The organism is Phenylobacterium sp., assembly GCF_016124325.1.
Lineage (GTDB): Bacteria > Pseudomonadota > Alphaproteobacteria > Caulobacterales > Caulobacteraceae > Phenylobacterium.
The window spans coordinates 165,464-189,237 of sequence record NZ_WGNY01000011.1 but is presented as its reverse complement, the minus strand read 5'-3'; the positions used below and the strand labels follow the sequence as shown (position 1 = coordinate 189,237).

The following is a 23,774-nucleotide window of genomic DNA, read 5'->3' as shown; positions in this document are numbered from 1 at the left end:
GGGCCTGAAGGTGCCGCTGGTGGTGCGGCTGGAAGGCACCAACGCCGAGCTCGGCAAGAAGATCATCAACGAGAGCGGCCTGAACGTCATCGCCGCGAACGACCTCTCGGACGGCGCCGAGAAGATCGTCAAGGCCGTGCGGGGAGCCGCGTAAGACATGTCCATCCTCATCGGCAAAGAAACCCGCGTCATCTGCCAGGGCATCACCGGCAGCCAGGGGACCTTCCACACCGAGCAGGCCATCGCCTACGGGACGAAGATGGTCGGCGGCGTCACCCCCGGCAAAGGCGGGACCAAGCACCTCGACCTGCCGGTGTTCGACACGGTCGGCCAGGCGGTGAAGGAAACCGGCGCCGACGCCAGCGTGATCTACGTGCCGCCGCCGTTCGCCGCGGACTCGATCCTGGAAGCCATCGACGCCGAGGTCCCGCTGATCGTCTGCATCACCGAGGGCATCCCGGTGGCCGACATGATCCAGGTGAAGCGCGCGCTCTCCGGCTCGAAGTCGCGCCTCATCGGGCCCAATTGCCCGGGCGTTCTGACGCCGGGCGCCTGCAAAATCGGCATCATGCCGGGAAACATCTTCAAGCAGGGCTCGGTGGGCGTTGTCTCCCGCTCCGGGACGCTTACCTATGAGGCGGTGTTCCAGACCTCACAGGTGGGACTTGGCCAGACCACGGCCGTGGGCATCGGGGGCGACCCGGTGAAAGGCACGGAGTTCATCGACGTGCTGCGGATGTTCCTGGACGACGATGCGACCGAGTCGATCATCATGATCGGCGAAATCGGCGGTTCGGCCGAAGAAGATGCGGCCGAATTCATCAAGAATTCACCAAAGAAGAAGCCCATGGTGGGCTTCATCGCGGGACGCACCGCGCCGCCTGGTCGGCGCATGGGTCACGCGGGCGCGATCATTTCCGGCGGCAAGGGGGGCGCCGAGGACAAGATCGCCGCGATGGAGGCCGCGGGCATCCGCGTGTCACCGTCTCCGGCGGCCCTCGGAACGACCCTGGTCGAGGTTCTGAAGAACGCCTGAGTGAGAGACGAAAGACTCAAGGGCGGCCCGCGCTCGGCTCCTTCACCAGAAGTCCGCGGGGCTGATCCCGGAAGGCGAAGGACATGGCGGACGACGCAGGCCTGATCAACGACATCCTGGCCGAGACCTCTTTCCTCTACGGCGGCAACGCCGCGTTCGTGGAGGATCTCTACGCAAAATGGGCGGCGAACCCGGGCTCGGTCGAGCCGTCGTGGCAGGCGTTCTTCGCCTCGCTCGCCGACCGCGCCGACGACGTCAGGCGCGCCGCCGGCAAGCCGGCATGGACCAAGCCCCAGACCCCGGCCGCGCGGCCGGAATGGCTCTCGGCCATCGACGGGCTGTGGCCCGCGGTCGAGGCCAAGGTCGGCAAGACCATCGAGGCGCGCAAGCCGCAGGCCTCGGTCGACGAGGTCCGCGCCGCCACCCTGGATTCGCTGCGCGCCATCATGATGATCCGGGCCTACCGGATGCGCGGCCACCTCAAGGCCAACCTCGATCCGCTCGGCCTGGCGGCCACGCCCGGCGACGCTTCGGAACTCGACCCGGCCTCCTACGGCTTCTCGGAGGCCGACTACGAGCGGCCGATCTTCCTCGACTACGTCCTGGGGCTCGAGACCGCGACGATCACCGAGATCCTGGAGATCCTGCGCCGCACCTACTGCGGCAACATCGGCATCCAGTACATGCACATCTCCGATCCCCGGGAGAAGGCATGGCTGCAGGAACGCATCGAAGGCCGCGACAAGGAGATCGTCTTCACCAAGGAAGGCAAGATCGCCATCCTGAAGAAGCTGATCGAGACCCAGGGCTTCGAGGGCTTCCTCCACCGCCGCTTCCCCGGCACCAAGCGCTTCGGCCTGGACGGCGGCGAGGCGATGGTCCCGGCGCTGGAGCAGATCATCAAGCGCGGCGGCGCGATGGGGGTGAAGGACATCGTCGTCGGCATGCCCCACCGGGGCCGCCTGAACGTGCTGGCCGCCGTGATGGGCAAGCCCTACCACGTGATCTTCCACGAGTTTCAGGGGGGTTCGGCGACGCCGTCGGACATCCAGGGCTCGGGCGACGTGAAATACCATCTGGGCGCCAGCTCTGACCGCACGTTCGACGGCAACTCGGTTCACCTGTCGCTGACCGCCAACCCGAGCCACCTGGAGATCGTCAACCCGGTGGTGATCGGAAAGGCCCGCGCCAAGCAGGCCTTCACCCTGCGCGAGGATCCGACCGCTGGGCGTGGCCACGTCCTGCCGCTGCTGCTGCACGGCGACGCCGCCTTCGCCGGCCAGGGCGTGGTGGCCGAGTGCTTCGCGCTGTCGGGACTGCGCGGCTACGCCGTCGGCGGGACGATGCACTTCGTCGTCAACAACCAGATCGGCTTCACCACCAGCCCCAAGAACTCGCGCTCGTCGCCCTATCCGACCGACGTGGCGATGATGGTCGAGACGCCGATCTTCCACGTCAACGGCGACGATCCCGAAGCCGTGACCTTCGCCGCCAAGGTGGGGACCGAGTACCGCCAGCTGTTCGGCAAGGACATCGTCATCGACATGTTCTGCTACCGCCGGTTCGGTCACAACGAGGGCGACGACCCGACGATGACCCAGCCCCTGATGTACGCGAAGATCAAGGGCCACCCGTCGGTGCGCGACCTCTACGCCCAGCGCCTGATCGGCGAGGGCGTCTGCACCCAGGACGACGTCGACGGCTGGATCGCCGAGTTCGACAAGTTCCTCGACGACGAGTTCGAAGGCGGCAAGGCCTATCACGCCAACAAGGCCGACTGGCTGGACGGCAAGTGGAAGAGCGTGAAGCTGGCGACGGGCGACGAGCGCTACGCCACCGGCGTTCCGAAGCAGAAGCTCCTCGACCTCGGCCGGAAGATGACCGCGATCCCGGAGAGCGTGAACGCCCACCGGACGGTGGAACGCGTCATCCAGGGCCGCCGCGAGGCGATCGAGGCCGGCGAAGGCATCGACTGGGCCACGGGCGAGCACCTGGCCTTCGCGACGCTGCTGGACCAGGGCTATCCGGTCCGCCTGTCGGGCCAGGACAGCGTGCGCGGCACCTTCAGCCAGCGCCACTCCGGGATCGTCGACCAGAAGACCGAGGAAACCTATTTCCCGCTCCGCAACCTCTCGCCCAACCAGGCCCACTTCGAGGTCCTGGACTCGGCGCTTTCGGAAGAGGCGGTGCTGGGCTTCGAGTACGGCTTCTCGCTCACCGACCCCGACACCCTGACCCTCTGGGAGGGCCAGTTCGGCGACTTCGCCAACGGCGCCCAGGTGGTGGTCGACCAGTTCATCAGCTCGGGCGAGCGCAAGTGGCTGCGGATGAGCGGCCTGGTCATGCTCCTGCCGCACGGCTACGAGGGCCAGGGCCCCGAGCACTCCTCGGCGCGCCTCGAGCGCTATCTGCAGCTCTGCGCCGAGGACAACATGCAGGTGGTGAACGTCACCACCCCGGCCAACTACTTCCACGTCCTGCGCCGCCAGCTGCTGCGCGAATTCCGCAAGCCGCTGATCGTGATGTCGCCCAAGAGCCTGCTGCGCCACAAGCGGGCGGTCTCGAACCTGGCCGACATGTCGGAGGGCACGGGCTTCCACCGTGTGATGATCGACGGCGCCGAAGCCGGCTGCGACGTCGGCGGGATCACGCTGAAGCCCGACGACAAGATCACCCGCGTCGTCGCCTGCTCGGGCAAGGTCTACTTCGACCTGATCGAGGAGCGCGCGCGGACCGGCCGCGACGACATCTACATCCTGCGCCTGGAGCAGTTCTATCCGTGGCCGCTGAAGTCGCTCACCAACGAGCTGAAGCGGTTCCGGAACGCCGAGCTGGTCTGGTGCCAGGAGGAGCCCAAGAACATGGGCGGCTGGCAGTTCGTCGACCCCTGGCTGGAACTCACGCTGGAACGGATGGACATCAAGGCCAAGCGCGCCCGCTATGTGGGCCGGCCGGCCTCGGCCTCCACCGCCGCCGGCCTGATGAGCCGCCACCTCAAGGAGCTCGAGGCGTTCCTCAACGAGGCGTTCGCCTAGCCCACCCCTTCAAAACTCTGTTTGTGTCCTGAGACCCCCCAAGGAGCCCGACCCCCAAATGGCCGACATCATGACCCCGGCGCTGGGCGAATCCGTTACCGAGGCGACCGTCGCCCGCTGGGCCAAGAAGGCCGGCGACGCGGTGCGCAAGGACGAGATCCTCGTGGAGCTCGAGACCGACAAGGTGAGCCTGGAAGTGGCCGCGCCCGCCGACGGCGTGCTGGCCGAGATCGCCGCCGAGGAAGGCGCGACGGTCGAGCCCGGCGCTTTGCTGGGCAAGATCAGCGAAGGCGCGGCGGCGCCCGCCCCCGCCAAGGGCAACGGCGCCGGCAAGGCCGAAGCCAAGCCCGCGCCGAAGGCCGAGGCGCCCAAACCGGCGCCCGCCGCCAAACCGGCGGCCGAGCCCGTGCTCGCCCCTTCGGCCCAACGGATCGCCGCCGAAAACAACCTCGACCCCGCCTCCATCTCGGGCACCGGCAAGGACGGCCGCGTGACCAAGGGCGACGCCCTCGCGGCCCTGGAGGCCCGCGCCAAGGCGCCGGCGCCCGCGCCGACCCCCTCCGCGCCGCGCGAAGTGCACGAGCGCGAAGAGCGCGTGCGCATGACCCGCCTTCGCCAGACCATCGCGCGGCGGCTGAAGGAGGCCCAGAACGCCGCGGCCATGCTGACCACCTTCAACGAGGTGGACATGTCGGCCGTGATGGCGCTGCGCAACCAGTACAAGGACGTCTTCGAGAAGAAGCACGGCGTGAAGCTGGGCTTCATGGGCTTCTTCGTGCGCGCCTGCATCCACGCCCTGAAGCAGGTGCCGGAGGTCAACGCCGAGATCGACGGCGCCGATCTCATCTACAAGAACCACTACGACATCTCGGTCGCGGTCGGCACCGAGCGTGGCCTGGTCACCCCGGTGGTGCGCGACGCCGACGCCATGAGTCTGGCCGAGATCGAGAAGACGATCGGCGCGCTCGGCCGCAAGGCGCGCGACGGCCAGCTCGCGCTCGAAGACCTGCAGGGCGGCACCTTCACCATCTCGAACGGCGGGGTCTACGGGTCGCTGATGTCGACCCCGATCCTCAACGCGCCGCAGTCGGGCATCCTGGGGATGCACAAGATCCAGGAGCGGCCGATGGTGGTCGGCGGCCAGATCGTGGCGCGCCCGATGATGTACCTGGCCCTCAGCTACGACCACCGCATCGTCGATGGCCAGGGCGCGGTGACCTTCCTCGTCCACGTCAAGGAAGCCATCGAGGACCCGCAACGGCTTCTGCTCGACGTCTGAGCCGGGGCCCCTGCGATCTTGCGCCGCACCGTGCAAGGCGTTGGCGGCGAACGCAGTTTCCCAGAATTCACCGTCCATTAGGCAGGGGCCTGCCAAAACGCTCCTTCGGGCAGGAGGACCGTATGGCCACGTCGATGGGTGAACATGGGGAAGTGGCGTTGGTGGCGACGACGCTCGAGGTGCTGGCCGCCGAGATCGAGCTCGCGGCCGCCCACAGCATCACCATGGACCGTATCGTGGGCGAGGTCATGGACCAGCTGCCCGAGGCCGAACGCAATCGGCTGACCCACAGCCTGCACGGCGTGGATCTGCTGGCCCAGCATCTGACGAGCCTGGCGACCTTCGCCCGCAACCTGAGCCGTGAAGTGCCCGGGGAGTCCAAGGCGACGGTGCGGAGCGCCCTGTCGGAGATCACCCTGGGCGCCCTGGCCGAACGCATGGCCGCCGGCCTCGGCGGACCGGCGCCGGTCCTGGCCGCGCAAGCGGTTTCGGGCGACGTCGACCTCTTCTAGAACCGCCCTCAAAGCGATCATCGGCGGGCGCGCGAGACCGCACGGGGCGCGTCCGCGGCGAGCCCTGTTGACCTTGGGCTTCCCCGGCCTAGTTTGCGCCCCCACCTTAGGACTTTGGGCGCACCATGGCTGACACTCCCACCTACGACGTCGTCATCATCGGCGGCGGTCCCGGCGGCTACAACGCCGCGATCCGGGCCGGCCAGCTGGGCCTGAAGGCGGCCTGCGTGGAGATGCGCGGCACGCTGGGCGGCACCTGCCTGAACGTCGGCTGCATGCCCTCGAAGGCGCTGCTGCACGCCTCCGAGCTGTTCGCGGCCGCGGGCGGCGAGTTCGCGACCCTGGGCATCGAGGTCGCGCCCAAGCTCAACCTGCCCCAGATGATGAAGCAGAAGGCCGATTCCGTCGGCCAGCTGACCAAGGGCATCGAGTTCCTGTTCAAGAAGAACAAGGTCGACTGGATCAAGGGCGCCGGGAAGATCGCCGGCCCCGGCAAGGTCGAGGTGACCACCGCGGACGGCGCCGTCACCACCCTGGCCGCGAAGAACATCGTCATCGCCACCGGTTCCGAGCCCACGCCCCTGCCGGGCGTGACGGTGGACCAGAAGCGGATCGTCGATTCCACCGGCGCGCTGGAGCTGCCCGAGGTTCCCGGCCACCTGGTCGTGATCGGCGCCGGCATCATCGGGCTGGAGCTGGGTTCGGTCTGGCGCCGGCTGGGCGCCAAGGTCACGGTCGTCGAGTTCCTCGACCGCATCACCCCCGGCATGGACGCCGAGACCGCCAAGACCTTCCAGCGGTCGCTCGCCAAGCAAGGCATGGAGTTCCGCCTGGGCATGAAGGTCACCGGCGCCAAGGCGTCCAAGAAGGGCGTCGACCTGACCTACGAGCCCGTCGCCGGCGGGGCGGCCGAGACGCTGGAGGCCGACTACGTGCTGGTGGCGATCGGCCGGCGGCCGTTTACGGAACACCTGGGCCTGGAGAGCGTCGGAATCGCGGCCGACAAGCGCGGCTTCATCCCGACCGACCACTTCCGCACGTCGGCCGAGGGCGTCTGGGCGATCGGCGACGTGATCCTGGGCCCCATGCTGGCGCACAAGGCCGAGGAAGACGGCGTCGCCTGTATCGAGATGATCGCCGGCAAGTACGGCCACGTGGACTACAACCTCGTGCCGAGCGTGGTCTACACGTCACCCGAGGTGGCCTGGGTGGGCCAGACCGAGGAGCAGCTGAAGGAGGCCGGCCGCGCCTACAAGGCCGGCAAGTTCCCCTTCACCGCCAACAGCCGCGCCAAGATCAACCACGAGACCGAGGGCTTCGTGAAGGTGCTGGCCGATGCGGCCACCGACGAGGTGCTGGGCGTCCACATGATCGGGCCCAGCGTCTCGGAGATGATCGGCGAATACTGTGTGGCCATGGCGTTCCGCGCCGCGAGCGAGGACGTGGCCCGCACCTGCCACCCGCATCCGACGCGCTCCGAGGCGCTGCGGCAGGCGGCCATGGGAGTCGAAGGTTGGACGATGCAGGCCTGATCTCGGGCCTGACCGTCCGGCGGGTCCGCCCGGAGGAGCTGGCCGAGTGCGCACGGCTCTATGTGCGCGTGCTGCGTGACACCTTCACCTGGCTCGCCCCCGAACGGCACCGCGAGTCCGACTTCCTGCGCGCCGCCGCCGAGGAGGAGGTCTATGTGGCGCTGGATGGGGGCCGGATCGTGGGGCTCGCCGCGCTCTTCGCGCCGCAGAACTTCCTGCATTCGCTCTATGTGGCCGAGCGGGGCCGCGGCATCGGCAAGGCGCTGCTGGACCACGTCGCCGAGACCGTCGACGGGCCGATCTCGCTGAAGTGCCAGACGGCCAACCGCAGGGCCCAGGCCTTCTACGTCCGCGAGGGCTTCCGCTGCGTGGAAGCCGGCGAGGATGGCGGCGTCGCCTGGCTGCGCTTCATTCGCGACCTGGGCCCGGCCTAGGCGCCTGTCGGGGCCGGGACGTCGCCTTCCTGACCGATCCTTAATTTGGCGGCCGCACGCCGCGGTGGCAGCCTCCACTCTCCAAGGGGAAGGGAGGCCGCCATGCTCGCATTGCTTGCCGTCGCCGCCATGGCGAACACCTCGCCCGCCGATCTCCTTTCCGCGACGGCCGAAGCGCCGCCGCCCATCGCGCAGCTCTATCTCGACGAAGCGCGTCCGGGGTTCGTGCGCGCGCCGTCCCGCTGCAGGGCCGCCGCGCGGATCCAGACCGGCTTCGAGCCGGCGCTGCTGTTCCGCGAGCAGGACCGGGCCAACGCGCGGGCGCGGGCGTTGATCGACCTGCCGCCCGCCGAGGCTTGCCTCGTCGGAACGTCGCCCGGCGCGCCGAGCGCCCGGAAATGAGCCTCATCGCCGCCTTCGCCGCCACCGCCATCGCGGCGCCGTTCACCCAGGCCGACGCCCCCGTGTCATCGGTTCGCTGCCGGCCGGCGCCCTATCTCGTGGCCGACCCCGAGGAACCGTCCCGGCCGGAGAAGATCTTCGTCACCGGCAGCCGCGTGCCAATGCGGCCGCTCGATCGAAAGGGCCGGCCCTGCTACCTCACCAGGGACGGCAAGGTCGCCGACACGCAGACGGCTTGAGGCCCCAGCCACGCGGCGCAGGGTCGCCTACGCCTCCCAGGGCGGCGCGCCGTGGAACGCCTCGGCAAGGAAATCCACCATCACCCGCACCTTGGCCGACAGGTGCCGCCGGCTGGGATAGACCGCCAGCACGTCGATCTCGATCATCCGGAAGCCCGGCAGGACCGGGACCAGCCGGCCCTCGCGGAGGTCGTCGCCCACGAGGAAGGTCGGCTGCCAGGTCACGCCCAAGCCCGCGACCGCCGCGGCCCGGCAGGTGTCGCCGTTGTTCGAGCGCATAACCGCGCGGACCTTTACGGCGTGCGCGGCGCCGGCGTCGTCCTCCAGGTTCCAGACGTCGGACTCGGCGGCGAGCGAGTAGACGATGCAGGCATGACGGGCGAGGTCCTGCGGCGTCCGCGGCAGGCCATGGCGCTCGATGTAGTCGGGCGCGGCGCAGACGACGTTGCGCGACGTCGCCAGCCGGCGGCCGACAAGCGCCTGGGACCCGCGGCGCGAGATGCGGATGGCGAGGTCGTAGCCCTCCTCCACCAGGTCGACGACCCGGTCGATCAGGTCGACCTCCAGCTCGATTTCCGGATAGCGGGCCAGGAACTGCGGCCACAGGTCGGACAGCCGGCGGTAGCCGAAGCTGAGCGGCGCGTTGATCCGAAGCCGTCCGCGGGGTGAAAGCGTCGACGACGACGCCAGGGCCTCGGCCTCCGAGACCTCGTCGAGGATCGCGCGCACCCGTTCGTGCAGGGCCTGGCCGGCCTCGGTCAGCGAAAGGCGGCGGGACGTGCGATTGAGAAGCCGCGCGCCGAGGTGCGCCTCCAGCTCCTGCACATAGCGGGTGACGTTGGCCGGCGAGGTGTCGAGGCTCTCGGCGGCCCGGACGAAGCTGCCCTTCCCGGCCACCGCCGCGAACATCTCGTAGGCGCGCAGCCGATCCATCGCCCCACCATTCAGGAATACGCAATGAACCTAGCAGGTCGAGGCCATCGATCCCAGGAATTCTGAGGATCATCTTCCCGGTCATGGCGGACGCGACGGGCGCCCGCGGCAAACCGAAGGAGATTTCAGAATGTCGGGTCGTCTGCAGAACAAGGTCGCCATCGTCACCGGCGCGAGCTCGGGCATCGGCCGCGCCGCGGCGCTGCTGTTCGCCCGCGAGGGCGCCAAGGTGGTGATCGGCGCGCGCCGCCAGGCCGAGTTGGACGCGTTGGTCGCCGAGATCGCGGCCGCGGGCGGCGAGGCCGCGGCCCTGGCCGGCGACGTGCAGTCGGAGGACTACGCCAAGGGCCTCGTCGCGTTGGCGGTGGAGCGCTTCGGCCGGCTTGACGTGGCGTTCAACAACGCCGGCGTCACCGGCGAGACCGGCCCCTCCACCGAGGTGAGCGAAGCGGGCTTCTCCCAGGCGGTGCAGGTCAATCTCGTGGGCTCGTTCCTGGGCGCCAAGCACCAGATCGCCCAGATGCTGAAGAACGGCGGCGGCTCGGTGATCTTCACCTCCACCTTCGTGGGCCACACCGCGAGCTTCCCCGGCATGGCCGGCTACGCCGCCAGCAAGGCGGGGCTGATCGGCCTGACCCAGACCCTAGCGTCCGAGTTCGGCGCCCAAGGGGTGCGGGTCAACGCGATCCTGCCGGGCGGCGTCGACACCGACATGTACCGGGACGTCAACAGCACGGCCGAGTCCCAGGCCTTCATCACCGGCCTGCACGCCCTGAAGCGGGTCGGCCGGCCCGACGAACTGGCGCGCTCGGCGCTCTACCTGGCCTCCGACGACTCCTCGTTCGTCAGCGGCACGGCCCACCTCGTGGACGGCGGGCTCTCGATCACCCGCACCTGATCGCGAAACCACGACTGCAGCGAAGGCCGGCCCGCGAGGGCCGGCCTTCAGAGCCCGTCAGGGTGAAGTGGATACCGGTTCACCCGCCCGGACGGGCTCCATATGCTTGAAGATGGAGCCTTCCCGGATCAGGTGATCCCACCTGATCCGGGAAGGCTCTAGGCGCGTGGGTGGGCCGCCGAATAGGCGCTGAGCAGGGCGGCGGCGTCGACCTCCGCATAGCGCTGGGTCGTCGACAGCGAGGCGTGGCCCAGCAGTTCCTGGATCGAGCGCAGATCGGCCCCCGCGCCCAGCAGGTGCGTCGCGAACGAGTGGCGCAGCGCGTGCGGCGTCGCGCTGGCGGGGAGTCCCAGCCGCCCCCGCAGCTGCTGGACGGTCGCCTGCACGTGGCGGGGGCTCAGGGGGCCGCCCCGCTTGGCCCGGAACAGCGGCTCGTGGGGCGCCGGCGCGAAGGGCGTCTCGGCCAGATAGGCCTCCACCGCCGCACGCACCGCCGGGAGCACCGGCACCATCCGCGTCTTGCCGCCCTTGCCGGTGATGCGCAGCTGGTCGGGCAGCGGGGCGTCGGACCGCTTCAGCGACAGGGCCTCGGAGATCCGCAGGCCGCAGCCGTAGAGCAAGGTCAGGACGGCCTGGTCGCGAGCCGCCTCCCAGTCCTCGCGGTCGGGGACCAGGCCGGGTTCGGCCAGCAGGCCGCTGGCCTGGTCCTCGCTGATCGGCCGTGGCGCGCCCGGCTTCACGCGCGGCCCGCGGACGAGGGCGATGGCGGGGTTGGGCGCATCCAGCCGCCGGTCCAGGAAGCGGTGGAAGGTGCGGATCGCCGACAGAGCCTGGCTAAGCGAACGCGGCGACAGCGGCCGGTCGCCCGAGCGCAGGTGCGCCAGCCAGGCGCGGACCTCGCCGGCGGTGACCTCGGTCAGGCCCTTCACGGTGATCGTCTCGCCGCGATGCCCGCTCAGGAAGGCGATGTAGCGGGCCGTGGCGAAGCCGTAGGCCTCCAGCGTGCGCGGCGAGGCGCGGCGCTCGTGCGCCAGGTGCTCCAGCCAGGCGGCGCGCGCCTGTTCGGCGCTCAGAGCAGCGGCCATCGCTCGGCCGTCCGCTCGGTGACCCGGGCGAGGAAGGCGACCAGCTCGCTGCCCATGTCGGGGGTGAAGCCCTCCGGATCAGCCGAGCCGAAGGCGAGGATCCCCTGGCGCGAAGGCTCCCAGATCGCCATGCGCACCATCGCCATCGAGGCGACCGATCCGGCGTCCGGGCCGAAGAGGCCCAGGGCGGTCGGGACCTGGCCCATCCGCGCCATGCGCTGCGGCCCGCCCAGGATGAGGTCGACCTGGCCTTCGACGAGGGCCTTCCAGCCCGCCGGGGGCAGACCCTCGCATTCCAGCGCGATCACCCCGGCGGCCAACCCGAAGCGCGTGCGCGCCAGTTCGTCGACCCGGCGGGCGAGGTCGGAGTTGTTCCGCGCGTCCAGCAGATCGACGACGGCGCCGTGCGTCTGGGCCTGGGCGGCGAAGTTGGCGCGCGCCGTGGTCTCCAGCATCTGGCGCTGCTCGGCCTCGCGCTGGTGGGCGGCGTGGACGCGGGCCATGGCGGCGGGCGCGAACTCCACCACATTGTCGGCGCGGACCTTCAGGCCCAGCTCTGCCAGCAGGCCCTCGTCGTTGCGCAGGAAGTCGGGGTTGTCGGCCAGGAACCGGCGGACGGCGGCGGGCTCCAGCGGGGCGGCCTCGAACATATCCCCCTGCGACCCGTCCATGTCCGCACGCTCCTACAGAATCGACTGACCCGTCTTGGCCCAGTCGGCCATGAACTGTTGGAGCCCGCGTTCGGTTAACGGATGCTTGAAAAGCGCCTGGAAGACGTCAGGCGGAATGGTCGCGCAGTCGGCGCCGGCTAGGGCGGCTTCCTTCACGTGGCCCGGCGTGCGGATCGACGCCGCCAGGATCTCGGTATCGTAGCCGTAGTTGTCGTATATGGCGCGGATCTCGTTGATCAGGTCCATCCCCTCGGCGCCGTGATCGTCGAGGCGGCCGATGAAGGGGCTGATGTAACTTGCGCCCGCCTTGGCCGCGAGCAGGGCCTGGGCGGCGGAAAAGCACAGGGTCACGTTGGTCTGGATGCCCTCGGCGGCGAACTCGGCGGTGGCGATCAGGCCCTCGCGGGTCAGCGGAACCTTCACCACCACATTGGACGCGACGCCGGCCAGCTTGCGGCCTTCGGCCAGCATGCCGGCGGTGTCCATCGCCGCCACTTCGGCGCTGACCGGGCCGTCGACGATGCCGCAGATTTCGGCGATCACCTCCAGCATGCCGCGTCCGGACTTGGCGATCAGCGATGGATTGGTGGTGACTCCGTCCACGAGGCCCGTGGCGGCAAGGTCCTTGAGGACGGCGGTGTCGGTGGTGTCGAGGAAGAGCTGCATACGTGGAAATCCCGGGGCTTGTTCGCGGGCCTTGTAGCTGCGAAGGCCAGAAGCGCAAACATGAGCCGCATCGCCTCCGTCCTGATTCCCATGCCGCTGCCCGAGGCGTTCGACTACGCCGAGCCGGAAGGCATGGGCCTGGAACCCGGCGATCAAGTGGCCGTGCCGCTGGGCCCTAGGCTGATGCGCGGGGTGGTCACGGGCCTGCGCGACGCCACGGGCGGCAACCGCCCGCTGAAGCCAGTCGCCGAGCGACTGGACGATCCGCGCCTGCCGCCCGGCGTCCTCGCCTTCGTGGAATGGGCCGCCCGCTACGCCGTCGACGCCCCGGGCCAACCGCTGGCGATCGCGCTGCGCGGGGCGCGCGCGCCGAAGCCCAGACCCCAACGCTTGGTCCGCGCCACGGGCGCGCGGCCGGCCCGCGCCACCCCGGCCCGCGAGCGCGTGCTGACCGCGGCGGCGGCGGGCGCGATGGCGCCGGCCGACCTCGCCCGCGCCGCCGGCGTCTCGGCGAGCGTGGTGAAGGGCCTCGTGGACGAAGGCGTGCTCGGCGTGGAGATGGTCGTCCCGGACACAGGCTTCGCCCCGCCCGATCCGGCCCGGCCCGGCGCCGCGCTCAATCCGAGCCAGAATGCGGCGGCCGAAGCCTTGAAGGGCATGGTCCGCGAGGGCGGCTACAGCGTCGCCCTGCTCGACGGGGTGACCGGGTCGGGCAAGACCGAGGTCTATCTGGAAGCCGCCGCCGAGGCGCTGGCCGCCGACCCGGCCGCCCAGGTGCTCATTCTCCTGCCCGAGATCGCGCTCACCCAGGCCGTGATCGCCCGCGTAGCGGCCCGCTTCGGCGCCGATCCCGGGGAATGGCACTCCGACGTGGCCCCGCCGGGGCGGCGGCGGGTTTGGGAGGGCGTCGCCTCCGGCGACTGCCGCATCGTCGTGGGCGCGCGCTCGGCGCTCTTCCTGCCCTTCCGCAAGCTGGCGCTGATCGTCGTCGACGAGGAGCACGACAGCTCGTTCAAGCAGGAGGACGGCTTCGTCTACCACGCCCGCGACCTGGCCGTGGCGCGCGGCAAGATCGAAGACGCCCTGGTGGTCCTGGCCTCCGCCACGCCATCGCTGGAGACCCTGCGCAACGCCGAGACGGGCCGCTACCGCTGGCTGCGGCTGGCCGGCCGGCACGGCGCCGCCGAGTTGCCGCAGATCGAGCTGGTCGACCTGCGCGAGACGCCGCCCGAGGCCGGCCGCTGGCTCTCGAGGCCGCTGATCCAGGCCATGGCGGAGACCCTCGGCCGCGGCGAACAGGTGCTGCTGTTCCTCAACCGCCGGGGCTATGCGCCGCTGGTGCTCTGCAAGGCCTGCGGCGAGCGGATGACCGCGCCCGACACCGACTCCTGGCTGGTCGAGCACCGCTACACCGGCCGGCTGGTTTGCCACCTCACCGGCTTCTCCATGCCCCGGCCCGCCGCCTGCCCCCACTGCGGCGCGAAGGACAGCCTGGTCTCGATCGGCCCGGGCGTGGAGCGGGTGGAGGAGGAGGCCCGCGCGCTGTTCCCCGACGCCCGCATCGCCGTCTTCTCCTCCGACACCGTGCCCGACGCCCGCGAGGCGCGGCGGCTGGTGGCGGCCATGGCGGCGGGCGAGATCGACATCCTGGTGGCCACCCAGGCGGCGGCCAAGGGCCACAACTTCCCCAACCTCACCCTCGTGGGCGTGGTGGACGCCGACCTCGGGCTGCGTGGCGGCGACCTGCGGGCCGCCGAGCGCACCTATCAACTGCTGGCCCAGGCCACCGGCCGCGCTGGCCGCCACGAACGGCCGGGCCGGGCCCTGCTGCAGACCTACGCCCCCGACCATGCCGTGATGCAGGCCCTGAAGGCCCAGGACCGCGACGCCTTCGTCGCCGCCGAGATGGCCGAGCGGGAGTTGGCCGGCCTGCCGCCGTTCGGCCGGCTGGCCGCGGTGATCGTCTCCGGCCCGGACGCGGCGAGCCTCGACGCCTTCGTCCGCGAGATGGCCGAGGCCGCGCCGAACACGCCGGGCGTCGAGGTCTACGGGCCGGCCGACGCGCCGCTGGGCCTGGTGCGCGGCCGGCGGCGCAAGCGCTTCCTGGTGCGCGCCGAGCGCACGGTGGACCTCTCGGCCTATATGGCGGCCTGGCGCGCCCGGGTGCGGCCGCGCGGCGCGATCCGCGTGACCATCGACATCGACCCCTACAGCTTCCTCTAGTTCCGGCTAGTGGAGGATCTTGTCCTCGACGGACGGCCGCTTGCGCCGCGCCAGCATGTTGAGGGTCTCGACCCCGGCCGAGAACGCCATGGCGGCGTAGATGTAGCCCTTGGGCACGTGGACGCCGAAGCCGTCGGCGATCAGCACCGCGCCGATCATCAGCAGGAAGCCCAGCGCCAGCATCACCACCGTCGGGTTCTTGTTGATGAACTCGGCGAGCGGGTCGGCCGCCAGCATCATGACGCCCACGGCCACGACCACGGCCGTGATCATGATCGCCAGGTGCTCGGTCATGCCCACCGCCGTCAGGATCGAGTCGATCGAGAACACGAGGTCCAGCAACAGGATCTGGACGATCGCCGAGCCGAGGTTTCCGACCACCTTCTTCTTGGTGTCCATGACGCCCTCGGTCTCGACGGGGTCGACCTTCTCGTGGATTTCGGTCGTAGCCTTCCAGACCAGGAACAGGCCGCCGGCGATCAGGATCAGGTCGCGCCAGGAGAAGGCGAGCTCGAAGAGCGGCTCGCCGTGTTCGCCCGCCGGACCCTGCCAAGGCAGCTCGAACACCGGCTGGGTGAGGCCCACGATGAAGGCCAGGGTCGAGAGCAGCGCCAACCGCATGATCAGCGCCAGCGAGATGCCGATCCGCCGCGCCTGGCTCCGCTGATGCGCGGGCAGCTTGTTCGACAGGATCGAGATGAAGACGAGGTTGTCGATGCCGAGCACCACCTCCATCACGATAAGGGTCACGAGCGCGGCCCAGGCGGCCGGATCCGTCGCGAGCGCGGCGATATCCATGCGGGTCTCCGATTACGCCCCCACCGCTATCTAGCGGGTTTCCGGTCACCCGCCATTCGGAATCGGCGCCGCTTTTTCAGGCGCCGGCGCCCCGGCTGCGAAGTCCTGTGAATCGAAAATTCTCCTCAGGCGCGAAACTCGGCACGCCGGGCGACTCTCGGCGCGAGGTCTTGTTTCGGGTTGTTGCAGAGGCGTGATGCGGGGGTTCGGAAAGACTACAACTCGTTAAAGCATGGTTTCCGACGGGCCTCTCTTCAGCTCAAATACGGGAACGTGTGGGAATCTTTTCCCTAGAGGCTCTTTCAAACAGACGTTTCGTCAAGTTTATTACAAACTTCGACCTTGGCTCGCCACTTTTCCGCCTCGCCATGCCTGAGACGTCCTGTGGATAAGCGGCGCGCGACACGGCGCCGCCGCGCGTAAACCCTCTTTTCACTCAACGCGGATAACGCTACCCCTTTGCCCGGGAACGTCGGGGAGTGACCCACAACATGCCGAAACGGACGCGGACCCTTCTGGGATCCCTGGCCGCCATGGCCGTGTTGGCTTTCGCGCCGGCCGGCGCGACCGCCGAAACCTACTGGCAGTGCGTGCCCTTCGCCCGGCTGATCTCGGGCATCCAGATCTTCGGCGACGCCTGGACGTGGTGGCGCCAGGCCTCGGGCCGCTACGAGACCGGCTTCCTGCCCAAGGCCGGCGCGGTGCTCTGCTTCAAGCCCACCCAGCGCATGCGGCTGGGCCATGTGGCGGTGGTGACCCAGGTGCTCACCGACCGGGTCGTACAGATCACCCACGCCAACTGGTCGCCGATCGACGGCTCGCGCGGCAAGATCGAGAAGGACGTCACCGTCATCGACGTGTCGCCCGCAGGCGACTGGAGCGAGGTCAAGGTCTGGTACGATCCGAACCACGACCTCGGCGGCTCCACCTACGCCACCCACGGCTTCATTTATCCCGACGCTTCGGCGCGGATCATGGCCGCCTCCGGGCTCTCGGCCCTCCAGAACGGCGCCATCGCGGTGGCCCAGTCGGCCGCCACCCAGGTGGCCAGCGCGGTGCGGCCCGGCCAGGGCCCGATGAGCGTCCTGTCGCAGGCCGCCGACTCCACCGACCGCATCGCCGCCCTGATCGCCGCCGCCACCCGCGGCGACAGCACGCCGCCGGCTCCGCCCACCGACTAGCGTCGCGCTTCGGTTGCAGGGCGCTCGCCTGGGTTGAAATCACGAAGCCTTAAGGCTGTCGTGCAACTCATCCTTAAAGGCCGCACGGCATGGTGAACGCGAAGTCCGCCATGTCATCATTGCCGCAACAGCACCATCTGGCGGTCGACGCCCAGACCCTCCGGGAAGCGCTCGACGCCCACCAGCGTTACCTCGCTGGCCGCGCCGGCGGGCGGCGGCTCAACCTGACCTACGCCGACCTGGCGAACTGCTCGCTCGAAGGCGTCGACCTGCGCGACGCCGACCTGACCGGGGCCAAGCTGTCGGGCTCCACGCTCGCCCGGTCGAACCTGTCGCGGGCGATCCTGTTCGGCGCGGACCTGCGCGAAGCCGACATGCGGCACGTGAACCTCAAACGGGCCGACCTGCGCGGCGCCTGCATGCGGGGCGCGAACCTGGCGGGGGCCGAGCTGGCGGGCTGCGACCTTCGCGAGGGGCGCATCGCCCTCCAGGACAAGCTGGACGGTTTCCGGATCCTGCGCCACGAGCACCGTCCGGGCGAACTCAACTACGCCGTCCTGGCGGGCGCGAACCTCGCGGGCGCCCAGATGAGCGGCGCCGTCGCCATGACCAGCGACTTCACCGACGCCAACCTGGCGGGGGCCGTGCTGACGGGCGCGAAGCTGATGCGCGCCGTGCTCGACGGCGCCGACCTGACCGGGGCGGACCTGGGCGGCGCGGACCTGTCGGGCGCCTCCATGAAGCGCGCGGTGCTCAACGGCGTGAACCTGGCCCAGGCGCGGCTGGACGACGCCGACCTGACCGACGTGCTGCGCGCGCCGCCGCCGATCTTCTACATCGACGACAAGTCGCTGAGCGAGGTGCTCTCCGAGCACGAAGCCTATTGCGACACCAACGGCCGCAGCGGCGCGGTGATGAAGATGAACCAGGTCGACTTCCGGCCCATGCGAAGCCTGAAGCGCCGGCGGCTCTCGGGCCTCGTGGCGCCGCGCTCGATCTTCTTCGGCATGGACCTCGAGGGCGTCCAGCTCCAGGGCGCGGACCTCTCCGGCTGCGACTTCCGCGGCGCCAACCTGCGCGAGGCCGACCTGCGGGGGGCCCGGTTCATCGACGCCCAGCTCGCCCGCGCCGACCTGCGCGGCGCGAAGATGGGGCCGCTGGCCATCGGCGACGCCCGCTTCGTGCGCACCGACTTCTCGCGCGCCTCGCTGCGCGGGGCCGACCTGCGGGGCGCGCATGCCGTGCGCGCCCGTTTCCTCGACGCCGAGATGGACGGCGCGCGCGTCGCCGGCTGCGACCTCTCCGGGGCCGAACTCGAGACCTGAGCCCGCGGCTCAGGCCTCCGGCTCGTCGCCGGCCGGCTCCGCCCGGTGGGCGTCGATGAGCGCCGCGGCCGCGCCGCGCACCGCCTTGGCCGGCCCGTCGCCGCCGAAGACCTGGCCGGTGACATAGACCCCCTCGATCAACAGCAGCAGGCTGTCGGCCAGCTTCTTCGGCTTGCGCGCCCCAAGGGCGCGGGCCAGGTCGCGCAACCGCTCGCGGACCTCGGTCTTGTGCGCCAGGGCCACCTTGTGGCCGGGGTGCTTCGGGTCGGGGTATTCCACCGCCGCATTGCTGAGGCCGCAGCCGCGATAGCCGTCGCGCGACGCGCGGCGGCCCAGGGCGTCGAAATAAGCCAGCAGCTGGGCGCGGGCGTCGCCCGGATGCTCCGCGGCGGCCTCGTCGAAATAGGCCATCGACCGCGCCCGCTCGCCTTCCAGATAGGCCGCGATGAGCTGGTCCTTGGAGCCGAACGCCCGGTAGAGACTGGGCTTGGTGGCGCCGGCCCGCTGGACGATCTCGTCGACGCCGATCGCCCGCGCCCCTTCGCGGTAGAACAGCTCCTGCGCGGTGGCCAGGATGCGGTCGGCGGCCTTCAGGTTTTCTGGCTTGGCGGCGGACATCTTCTCGCGTTGACCTCGTTACCGATCGGTACGATTGGTGGCGGACCAATTTGGAAACGTACCGGTCTGTCACATGACGATAGCCTCGAAGCGTCCGTTTGGCCAGGGCTACGCCTGGGTCGTCGCGGCGGTCACCTTCCTCGCCCTGCTGGCGGCGGCCGGTCTGCGCTCGGCGCCCGGCGTGCTGCTGAGCCCGCTGCACTCGGCCTTCGGATGGGACCGGGGCTGGCTGTCGGCCGGGGCCGCCGTCGGGATTCTGCTCTACGGCCTCGTGGGGCCTTTCGCCGCCGCCCTGATGCAGACCCTGGGCCTGAGGCGCACGCTGGTGGCCGGGCTGGTCCTGATGAGCGGTTCCACGGCGCTGAGCCTCGGGATGCGCGAGCCCTGGCAGTACGTCGCCACCTGGGGCGTCCTGTCGGGGTTGGGCTCGGGCGCCGTCGCCCTTTCGATGGGCGCGACGGTGGTCAATCGCTGGTTCGTCGCCCGGCGCGGACTGGTCATGGGCCTGCTCAGCGCCTCGACGGCCACCGGTTCGCTCGTCTTCCTGCCGGCCATGGCCGCCCTCGCCGAAAGAGGCGGCTGGCGGCCCGTGGCCATCGCGGTGTCGCTGGCGGCCGGCGCGCTGGTCCCGCTGGTGCTGCTGCTGATGCCCGAGCGGCCGTCCGACATCGGCCAACCGGCGTACGGGGCCGACGTCGTCGAGGCCGCGCCGCCGCCGGCGCATCCGCTGGCGGCCATCCGGCTGGCGTTCTGCGTGCTGCGCGACGCGGCCCGCACCTCGACCTTCTGGCTGCTGTTCGCCACCTTCTTCGTCTGCGGCTTCACCACCAACGGCCTCGTCGGCACCCACCTGATCTCGTTCTGCGGGGACCGCGGCCTGGCGCTGGTCCAGGCGGGCGCGCTGTTGGCGGCCATGGGCGCGTGCGACATGGTGGGCACCACCGCCTCAGGCTGGCTGACCGACCGCTACGACCCGCGCAAGCTGCTGTTCGTCTACTACGGCCTCCGGGGCCTGGCGCTCGTGGCCCTGCCATTCCTGGACTTCGACCTCGTGAGCCTGTCGGTCTTCGCGGTGTTCTACGGCCTCGACTGGCTGGCCACGGTGCCGCCGACGGTCGGGATCGCCAATGCGACCTTTGGCGAGCGCAACGGGCCCATTGTCTTCGGCTGGGTGGCGCTGGGCCATCAGATGGGCGCGGCCAGCGCCGCGTTCGGGGCCGGCGTGCTGCGCGAGCTGCAGGGTCGCTATCTGGAGAGCTTCGTCATCGCCGGCCTGCTGGCGGTGGTGGCGGGCCTCGCCGCCCTGGCCATCCGCCGCCCCGCGCCCGCCGCGACGGCGTGAGCCCTTCTCTGCCCCCGGGTCATCGGGCTAGGGAGGAGGCATGAATTCGCTGACGACGTACGAGCCGCGCGCGCGGCGGATCGAACTGCCCGCCCGCGGCGGGGCGATGGCCGTGCTCGACTTCGGGCCGCCGGACCGGCCGGTCGACGTGGTCTTCTCCCACGCCAACGGCTTCAACGCGCGCACCTACCGCACCATCCTGGCGCCGCTGGCCCCGCGCCTGCGGGTGCTGGCGCTGGACCTGCGCGGCCACGGCGGTTCGACCCTTCCCGCCGTGGTGGAGGATCATGGCGGCTGGAACCAGTACCGGGACGACCTGCTCGCCCTGCTGGCGGCGGAGACGGAGGGGCCCGTGGTCCTCGCCGGGCACTCCATGGGCGCTACCACCTGCCTGCTGGCCGCCGCCGTCGAGCCGGCGCGGGTCAAGGCGCTGGCCCTGTTCGACCCCGTGCTCTTCGACCACGCCCGGGCCGCCCGCGAGCAGTCGGGCGACAATCCCCTGGCGCAGGGCGCGGACCGGCGACGCGCCGTCTTCCCCGACAAGGCCGCCGCGGCCGCGGCCTACACGGGCCGCGGCGCCTTCCGCTCTTGGAGCCCCGAACAGCTCGCCGACTACGTGGAGGGCGGCTTCCGCGACACCGCCGATGGGCAGGTGACATTGTCCTGCGCCCCGGCCTGGGAAGCTTCCAATTTCCGGATCCACGGCTACGACGCCTGGGCTGCGATCCGCGCCATCCGTCGCCCCGTCCGCATGCTGCGCGCCGAGACAGGCTCGACCGCCCGGATCGACGACAATCTGGAGGAGCTGGCGGCCAATCCGCAGCTCACCGTCGAGACCGTTCCCGGCACGACGCACTTCCTTCCGATGGAACGCCCCGACATCGTGCGCGCCGTGATCGGGGACCTCGCCGGCGGCTGATGCGTTCAGGGCAGGCCCCATTGCCGCCGCCTTGGCGCGCTAGCCCGAACTTGAAGGAGCCCTGCCGAATGACCGTAACCCGCCGATCCCTCGCGCTCGCCGCCCTCGCCGCGCCCCTGGCCGCGACGTTGGCGCGGCCCGCGGCGGCGGCCGGGCTCGCCCCTGCCGACCAGGCCCTGGTCGACCGCGCCGTCGCCTATCTCGAAGGCCTGACCGAGGCCAAGGCCAAGTTCGTCCAGACCGACGCCCGCGGCCGCGCCACCACCGGCGCGGTCTATCTGAAGCGGCCGGGCAAGGCGCGGTTCGACTACGATCCGCCGTCGGGCCTGCTGGTCGTCTCGGACGGCGACATCGTTTCGGTGCAGGACACGCGGCTGAAGACCTTCGACCGCTACCCGCTGGGCGCGACGCCGCTGTCGCTCTTCCTGGCGAAGACGATCCGTCTCGACAAGGGCGTCGCCATCGCGCGCGTCCAGCGGATGGCGAACGGCTTCTCGATCACCGCGCGCGACGGCAAGAAGGAGACGGCCGGCGAGATCACCCTCACCTTCCACGATGCGCCGCTGGCGCTGGAGGGTTGGACGGTGACCGACGCCCAGGGGCGGCCCACGCGCGTGCAACTCATCGACCTGCAACCTGCACGCGGCCTCGCCAAGAAGCTGTTCGTTCTGGAGGACCCCCGCCCGAAGAACGTGGGGCGAGGCAAGGTGTGATAAAACTGACACACGCAAGCTTTGCCGCGAAAGTCCTTTGACAAACTGCTTCGGTGTGGCGATATTGTCACTACGTCGTTCGGACGCCGGTCGTTCGGACGAAATCCGTGCCGGAACCTATCCCCTCCCGGCCGCGGCATGAGAGACAACTGACACAGCCCGGGCGCTGCGAGGCGCCCGGGCTTTCTTTCGCGCCGCAAGCGCTTAAGAAGCCCCGATGCGCCTTCGGATCTGCACCTGGAACGTCAACTCCGTCCGCCTGCGCGCCGAGCAGGCCGCGCGCTTCGTCGCCGAACAGGCGCCCGACGTCCTGTGCATGCAGGAGATCAAGTGCCGCGAGGGCGAGTTCCCTCGCGCCGCCTTCGAGGAGATGGGGCTGCCGCACCTGAAGATCGCCGGCCAGAAGGGCTGGCACGGGGTGGCGATCGCCTCGCGCCTGCCGATCGAGGACCCCGCCCCGCTCGACGTCTGCCGCGAGGGGCACGCGCGCTGCGTGGGCGTGAAGGTGGCCGGGGTCGAGATCCAGAACTTCTACATTCCCGCCGGCGGCGACATCCCCGACCGCGAAGAAAATCCGAAGTTCGACCACAAGCTGGACTTCTACGAGAAGCTGACGGCCGAGCTCGGGCGGCGCGATCCCAAGGCGGCGCTGGCGATCGTGGGCGACCTGAACGTCGCGCCCAGCGAGGGCGACGTCTGGAATCACAAGTACATGTCCAAGGTGGTCAGCCACACGCCGGTCGAGGTGGAGGCCTTCTATGCGATGAAGGCGGCCGGCCAGCTGATCGACCTGCCGCGCGAGGCCACGCCCGACCCACAGAAGATGTTCTCGTGGTGGAGCTATCGCGCCGCCGACTTCCGCGCCTCCAACCGCGGCCTGCGGCTGGACCACATCCTGGTCAGCCCCGGCCTGCGCGACGCCGCCTTCCGCCTGGGCGCGGCGGCCAGCCGGGTGCACGATGACGTGCGCGAATGGGAGCGGCCCAGCGACCACGCCCCTGTGAGCGCGGATTTGGTGCTCTAACCTTCCTTTCCCACGACGTGGGAGAGGGGGACCGTCGGCCGAGGCCAGAGGCCGTAGAGCCGATGGTGGAGAGGGAAGGCCCCATGTGCTGCGGCCTGCCGCTTGCCCTTTCCACCATCCACTCTCCGCTTCGCTCGGCGGATGGTCCCCCTTTCCCGCTCGACGGGAAAGGAAGGCTAAGGCGCCAACTTGTAGCCGCCCGCCTCGGTCAGCAGCAGCCGCGCATTGGCCGGATCGGGCTCGATCTTCTGGCGCAGGCGGTAGACGTGGGTCTCCAGCGTGTGGGTGGTGACGCCGGCGTTGTAGCCCCACACCTCGGCCAGCAGCTCCTCGCGCGACACGGCCTTCTCGCCGGCGCGGTAGAGGTACTTCAGGATGTTGGTTTCCTTCTCCGTCAGGCGGATCTTCTTGCCCCGCTCGTCCACCAGCACCTTGGCGGCCGGCCTGAACTCGTAAGCGCCCAGGCGGAAGACCGCGCCCTCGGAATGTTCGTAGTCGCGCAGCTGGGCGCGGATGCGGGCCAGCAGCACCGCGAACTTGTAGGGCTTGGTCACATAGTCGTTGGCGCCGGCGTCCAGCCCCTGGACCGTGTCGTCGTCGCCCGCTGCGGCGGTCAGCATGATGACCGGCGTCATCACCCCGTCCTCGCGCAGGCGCCGGCAGGCCTCGCGGCCGTCCATGTCGGGCAGGTCGACGTCGAGCAGGATCAGGTCGGGCTTCCGGTCGCGCGCCATGCGGACGCCCTCGCCCGCCGTCGCCGCCTCAAGGGTCTGGAAGCTCTCGGCCTCGAGCTGCTCGGCCACCGCCCCGCGAAGGTCCTGGTCGTCGTCGACGATAAGGAGGGTCTTGCGCTGAGCCATAAGCGGCAAGAAACACTATCTGGCCGCGTCGCGCCAAAGGGAATCGAGA

The 23,774-nt window shown here is 70.2% G+C and carries 23 protein-coding genes and 1 pseudogene; 17 read left to right on the top strand and 7 right to left on the bottom strand.

Annotated features, from left to right (window positions below; all coding sequences use genetic code 11):
- The 9 genes and pseudogenes from sucC to GC203_RS05965 all read left to right on the top strand — a co-directional run.
- Positions 1–154, top strand: a pseudogene (gene sucC, locus GC203_RS06005) (succinate--CoA ligase subunit beta); the annotation flags it as partial.
- A gap of 3 nt (positions 155–157) precedes the next feature.
- The gene (sucD, locus tag GC203_RS06000) at positions 158–1,036 is read left to right on the top strand and encodes a succinate--CoA ligase subunit alpha (RefSeq protein ID WP_293452400.1); all 879 of its coding nucleotides are present in this window, start codon (positions 158–160) and stop codon (positions 1,034–1,036) included.
- Between the two features lie 83 nt (positions 1,037–1,119).
- Positions 1,120–4,071: a 2-oxoglutarate dehydrogenase E1 component gene (locus GC203_RS05995; RefSeq protein WP_293452398.1), complete on the top strand. Its 2,952-nt coding sequence runs from the start codon at positions 1,120–1,122 to the stop codon at positions 4,069–4,071.
- Between the two features lie 58 nt (positions 4,072–4,129).
- On the top strand, positions 4,130–5,350 hold the full coding sequence (gene odhB, locus GC203_RS05990; protein ID WP_293452396.1) for a 2-oxoglutarate dehydrogenase complex dihydrolipoyllysine-residue succinyltransferase: 1,221 nt from the start codon (positions 4,130–4,132) through the stop codon (positions 5,348–5,350).
- A gap of 122 nt (positions 5,351–5,472) precedes the next feature.
- Positions 5,473–5,862 carry a hypothetical protein gene (locus GC203_RS05985; RefSeq protein ID WP_293452393.1) on the top strand — a complete coding sequence of 130 codons (390 nt, stop codon included), beginning with the start codon at positions 5,473–5,475 and terminating at the stop codon, positions 5,860–5,862.
- A gap of 125 nt (positions 5,863–5,987) precedes the next feature.
- The gene (gene lpdA, locus GC203_RS05980; RefSeq protein ID WP_293452391.1) at positions 5,988–7,394 is read left to right on the top strand and encodes a dihydrolipoyl dehydrogenase; all 1,407 of its coding nucleotides are present in this window, start codon (positions 5,988–5,990) and stop codon (positions 7,392–7,394) included.
- Positions 7,376–7,828: a GNAT family N-acetyltransferase gene (locus tag GC203_RS05975; protein WP_293452388.1), complete on the top strand. Its 453-nt coding sequence runs from the start codon at positions 7,376–7,378 to the stop codon at positions 7,826–7,828. Before lpdA ends, GC203_RS05975 begins: the two co-directional genes overlap by 19 nt.
- Before the next feature lie 102 nt (positions 7,829–7,930).
- A complete protein-coding gene (locus GC203_RS05970) occupies positions 7,931–8,230 on the top strand; it encodes a hypothetical protein (RefSeq protein WP_293452385.1) in 300 nt (99 codons plus the stop codon).
- Complete coding sequence (locus tag GC203_RS05965; protein ID WP_293452382.1) at positions 8,227–8,469, top strand: hypothetical protein; 243 nt, start codon at positions 8,227–8,229, stop codon at positions 8,467–8,469. Before GC203_RS05970 ends, GC203_RS05965 begins: the two co-directional genes overlap by 4 nt.
- A gap of 27 nt (positions 8,470–8,496) precedes the next feature.
- Here the strand turns inward: GC203_RS05965 and GC203_RS05960 are convergent, their stop codons facing one another.
- Positions 8,497–9,402 carry a LysR family transcriptional regulator gene (locus GC203_RS05960; protein ID WP_293452379.1) on the bottom strand — a complete coding sequence of 302 codons (906 nt, stop codon included), beginning with the start codon at positions 9,400–9,402 and terminating at the stop codon, positions 8,497–8,499.
- A gap of 130 nt (positions 9,403–9,532) precedes the next feature.
- Here GC203_RS05960 and GC203_RS05955 point away from each other — a divergent pair, with 130 nt between their 5' ends.
- Positions 9,533–10,300 (top strand): SDR family oxidoreductase, encoded by a 768-nt coding sequence (locus tag GC203_RS05955; protein WP_293452376.1) that lies wholly within the window; start codon positions 9,533–9,535, stop codon positions 10,298–10,300.
- Between the two features lie 158 nt (positions 10,301–10,458).
- On the opposite strand, the gene GC203_RS05950 is transcribed toward GC203_RS05955, so the two are convergent.
- Genes GC203_RS05950 through fsa form a run of 3 tightly spaced genes read right to left on the bottom strand, consistent with a single transcriptional unit; the run spans position 10,459 to position 12,722 of the window.
- Positions 10,459–11,385, bottom strand: a complete 927-nt coding sequence (locus tag GC203_RS05950; protein ID WP_293452373.1) for a tyrosine recombinase XerC — start codon at positions 11,383–11,385, stop codon at positions 10,459–10,461.
- On the bottom strand, positions 11,370–12,056 hold the full coding sequence (locus GC203_RS05945) for a DUF484 family protein (RefSeq protein WP_293452370.1): 687 nt from the start codon (positions 12,054–12,056) through the stop codon (positions 11,370–11,372). Before GC203_RS05945 ends, GC203_RS05950 begins: the two co-directional genes overlap by 16 nt.
- Positions 12,057–12,068: 12 nt before the next feature.
- On the bottom strand, positions 12,069–12,722 hold the full coding sequence (gene fsa, locus GC203_RS05940; RefSeq protein WP_293452367.1) for a fructose-6-phosphate aldolase: 654 nt from the start codon (positions 12,720–12,722) through the stop codon (positions 12,069–12,071).
- 18 nt (positions 12,723–12,740) lie between these two features.
- Here fsa and GC203_RS05935 point away from each other — a divergent pair, with 18 nt between their 5' ends.
- Positions 12,741–14,945, top strand: a complete 2,205-nt coding sequence (locus tag GC203_RS05935; RefSeq protein WP_293452364.1) for a primosomal protein N' — start codon at positions 12,741–12,743, stop codon at positions 14,943–14,945.
- A 6-nt stretch (positions 14,946–14,951) separates the two neighbouring features.
- On the opposite strand, the gene GC203_RS05930 is transcribed toward GC203_RS05935, so the two are convergent.
- The gene (locus tag GC203_RS05930) at positions 14,952–15,743 is read right to left on the bottom strand and encodes a TerC family protein (RefSeq protein WP_293452362.1); all 792 of its coding nucleotides are present in this window, start codon (positions 15,741–15,743) and stop codon (positions 14,952–14,954) included.
- Between the two features lie 491 nt (positions 15,744–16,234).
- Here GC203_RS05930 and GC203_RS05925 point away from each other — a divergent pair, with 491 nt between their 5' ends.
- Complete coding sequence (locus GC203_RS05925) at positions 16,235–16,924, top strand: CHAP domain-containing protein (RefSeq protein ID WP_293452360.1); 690 nt, start codon at positions 16,235–16,237, stop codon at positions 16,922–16,924.
- Between the two features lie 110 nt (positions 16,925–17,034).
- Positions 17,035–18,249, top strand: coding sequence for a pentapeptide repeat-containing protein (locus GC203_RS05920; protein ID WP_293452357.1), 1,215 nt, complete (start codon positions 17,035–17,037; stop codon positions 18,247–18,249).
- Between the two features lie 9 nt (positions 18,250–18,258).
- On the opposite strand, the gene GC203_RS05915 is transcribed toward GC203_RS05920, so the two are convergent.
- Positions 18,259–18,867: a TetR/AcrR family transcriptional regulator gene (locus tag GC203_RS05915; RefSeq protein ID WP_293452354.1), complete on the bottom strand. Its 609-nt coding sequence runs from the start codon at positions 18,865–18,867 to the stop codon at positions 18,259–18,261.
- Positions 18,868–18,940: 73 nt separating this feature from the next.
- Here GC203_RS05915 and GC203_RS05910 point away from each other — a divergent pair, with 73 nt between their 5' ends.
- From GC203_RS05910 to GC203_RS05895, 4 genes are all read left to right on the top strand, one after another.
- A complete protein-coding gene (locus GC203_RS05910; RefSeq protein ID WP_293452351.1) occupies positions 18,941–20,209 on the top strand; it encodes an MFS transporter in 1,269 nt (422 codons plus the stop codon).
- Between the two features lie 40 nt (positions 20,210–20,249).
- The gene (locus GC203_RS05905) at positions 20,250–21,128 is read left to right on the top strand and encodes an alpha/beta hydrolase (protein ID WP_293452349.1); all 879 of its coding nucleotides are present in this window, start codon (positions 20,250–20,252) and stop codon (positions 21,126–21,128) included.
- A 68-nt stretch (positions 21,129–21,196) separates the two neighbouring features.
- Positions 21,197–21,841: an outer-membrane lipoprotein carrier protein LolA gene (locus GC203_RS05900; protein WP_293452347.1), complete on the top strand. Its 645-nt coding sequence runs from the start codon at positions 21,197–21,199 to the stop codon at positions 21,839–21,841.
- Between the two features lie 217 nt (positions 21,842–22,058).
- Positions 22,059–22,865: an exodeoxyribonuclease III gene (locus GC203_RS05895; RefSeq protein WP_293452344.1), complete on the top strand. Its 807-nt coding sequence runs from the start codon at positions 22,059–22,061 to the stop codon at positions 22,863–22,865.
- Between the two features lie 176 nt (positions 22,866–23,041).
- Here GC203_RS05895 and GC203_RS05890 read toward each other — a convergent pair whose 3' ends face one another.
- Entirely contained in the window at positions 23,042–23,725 is a 684-nt protein-coding gene (locus GC203_RS05890) for a response regulator transcription factor (RefSeq protein ID WP_293452341.1), read from the bottom strand.
- Positions 23,726–23,774: the final 49 nt, after the last annotated feature.